At 46.8% G+C, this 2,050-nt stretch carries 3 protein-coding genes; 2 read left to right on the forward strand and 1 reads right to left on the reverse strand.

The window, feature by feature from the left end; genetic code table 11:
- The first annotated feature begins 24 nt into the window (after positions 1 to 24).
- Both H6S82_RS30670 and H6S82_RS30675 read left to right on the forward strand, forming a co-directional pair.
- Complete coding sequence (locus H6S82_RS30670) at positions 25 to 813, forward strand: thioredoxin domain-containing protein (RefSeq protein ID WP_190462179.1); 789 nt, start codon at positions 25 to 27, stop codon at positions 811 to 813.
- An 86-nt stretch (positions 814 to 899) separates the two neighbouring features.
- Entirely contained in the window at positions 900 to 1,736 is an 837-nt protein-coding gene (locus H6S82_RS30675; RefSeq protein WP_190462177.1) for an alpha/beta hydrolase, read from the forward strand.
- 5 nt (positions 1,737 to 1,741) lie between these two features.
- On the opposite strand, the gene H6S82_RS30680 is transcribed toward H6S82_RS30675, so the two are convergent.
- Positions 1,742 to 2,050: DUF1816 domain-containing protein (locus H6S82_RS30680; RefSeq protein WP_347339573.1), on the reverse strand; the 309-nt coding region annotated here is incomplete at its 5' end.

Below are 2,050 nucleotides of genomic sequence, written 5' to 3' on the forward strand. Positions count from 1 at the left end.
TGTAAGCACATCGAGAGGTTATTTATGCGTCTAGTTCAGTTGTGCGCGATCGCACTCACAAGTTTCCCAAACATTGTGAAAAAAAGATTGCGATTAGCCGCACCGTTGATATTATGTTTTATAATAGCTTGCTGGTCATTTCCCGCGCAAGCAGCTACCCGCATCAGTCCGCGCTTGCAAGAACAGGTTTTGCAAATTATTCGCGAAAATCCAGAAGTAATTCTCGAATCTTTACAAGCTTATCAGCAAGCACAACAACAGAAATTACATCAAGCACAGCAGGCATTTTTGCAAGACCTGAAAAGTAACCCGAAAGCAGTAATTGCTGAGTCTCCTACGACTGGTGCGAAGGATTTAAAGATTGTGCTGGTAGAGTTTTCAGATTTTCAATGCCCCTATTGCGCTAAGGCTCAGGAAACTATCAAACAGTTCATGGCAAATCATCAGGATGAAGTGACTTTAGTTTACAAACATTTCCCCTTGACTTCGATTCATACCGAAGCAATGCCAGCTGCCAAAGCTGCTTGGGCAGCCGCTCAACAAGGCAAATTCTGGCAATACCAAGACGCCCTCTTTTCTCAGCAAGATAAATTAGGAGAAGCGCTGTATTTGGAGATTGCCCAAAACCTCAATCTAGATATGGAAAAGTTTCAGCAGGATCGCAATATTGCCGATAATGCAATTGTTCAAGATATGCTCCTCGCTGAAAATTTGGGAATTACCGGCACTCCATTTTTTGTGATGAACGGTCAAGCATTCTCTGGTGCTATTCAGTTATCCGATATGGAGAATATTTTGGCTCGCGTTCGGTAATTAATCTCTTTAGCTGCGTCAGACAGACAGCTTCAAACGATCGCGAAACTAGGAATATCTGACCCACCCCACTCACCCCCTCCCCTATGCTCCACGTCCACATCCACGGCAAAGGTTTTCCGATACTTTGCCTTCACGGACATCCCGGTTCGGGTAGCAGTATGTCCGTCTTTACCCAGCACCTTTCCCAGCGATGCCAAACTATCGCCCCCGATTTGCGGGGATACGGCAGGAGTCGCGTTAAGGGCGATTTTGATATGCACGACCATTTAATCGACTTGGAAGCGCTTCTAGACTCCTTAGAGATCGATCGCTGTTTGGTGTTGGGATGGTCGCTGGGAGGCATTCTGGCTATGGAATTGGCACTCAGATGTCCGAAACGAGTCAGCGGTTTAATTTTAATTGCGACAGCAGCTCGTCCTCGGGGTAGCCATCCCCCCATCAGTTGGGAGGATAATTTATACACAGGATTAGCTGCGATTTTAAATGGACTGCAACCGGGATGGCAATGGAATATCGAAACTTTTGGGAAGCGATCGCTTTTCCGCTACCTCATTCAGCAACATAACTCCAGTGCTTATCGATACATTGCTGCCGATGCTGTTTCAGCATATCTGGGTACTTCGGGTGCGGCAACGCGATCGCTTATGACAGCCCTAAAATCTGGGTACAACCGACTCGAACACCTATCCCAGATTGAATGTCCTTGTTTGATGTTAGCTGGGGCAGCCGATCGTCACATCACCGCCGAGTCGAGTTTGGAAACAGCTCGTCACCTCAAAAACTGCGAGTGGTACTGCTACCCCAACACCGCTCATCTGTTTCCTTGGGAAATTCCCTCACAGGTACTGGGAGATATCGATCGCTGGATGGAAAGTCATCCCGATATATTTGCGACAGCTTCTCAAACGAGCGATCGCTAATAGTTTTAAGCCTTAAAGCTGGCTACGCTCGATCGACCCTTATACGCTGACGATCCTTTGCGGTTCGATCTTTCGATCGTTTCGTGTTCCACAGTCACCTTAGCTGGCTTACAACGTTTTAGCAAAACAGCACTAACTTGAGCGCCTTCTGCTTTCAAGTCTTCTTGGTAGCCACCTATTTCTGCCTCTGCATCCTTAGCACTCAGAAATGGGCCAAAGTAGTAGGTACAACGGGGGCTCTGTGTCTGGATCTCTATCCACCAAGCCAAACCGAATAAATTGAGAATGCTAATCAGAATCTCTTTCATAGCCTT

This window comes from Planktothrix sp. FACHB-1355 (genome assembly GCF_014748295.1).
Lineage (GTDB): Bacteria > Cyanobacteriota > Cyanobacteriia > Cyanobacteriales > Aerosakkonemataceae > Aerosakkonema > Aerosakkonema funiforme_A.

Coding starts and splice junctions, on each gene's coding strand:
- H6S82_RS30670 (WP_190462179.1), top strand. CDS start 25: ATGCGTCTAGTTCAGTTGTGCGCGATCGCACTCACAAGTTTCCCAAAC.
- H6S82_RS30675 (WP_190462177.1), top strand. CDS start 900: ATGCTCCACGTCCACATCCACGGCAAAGGTTTTCCGATACTTTGCCTT.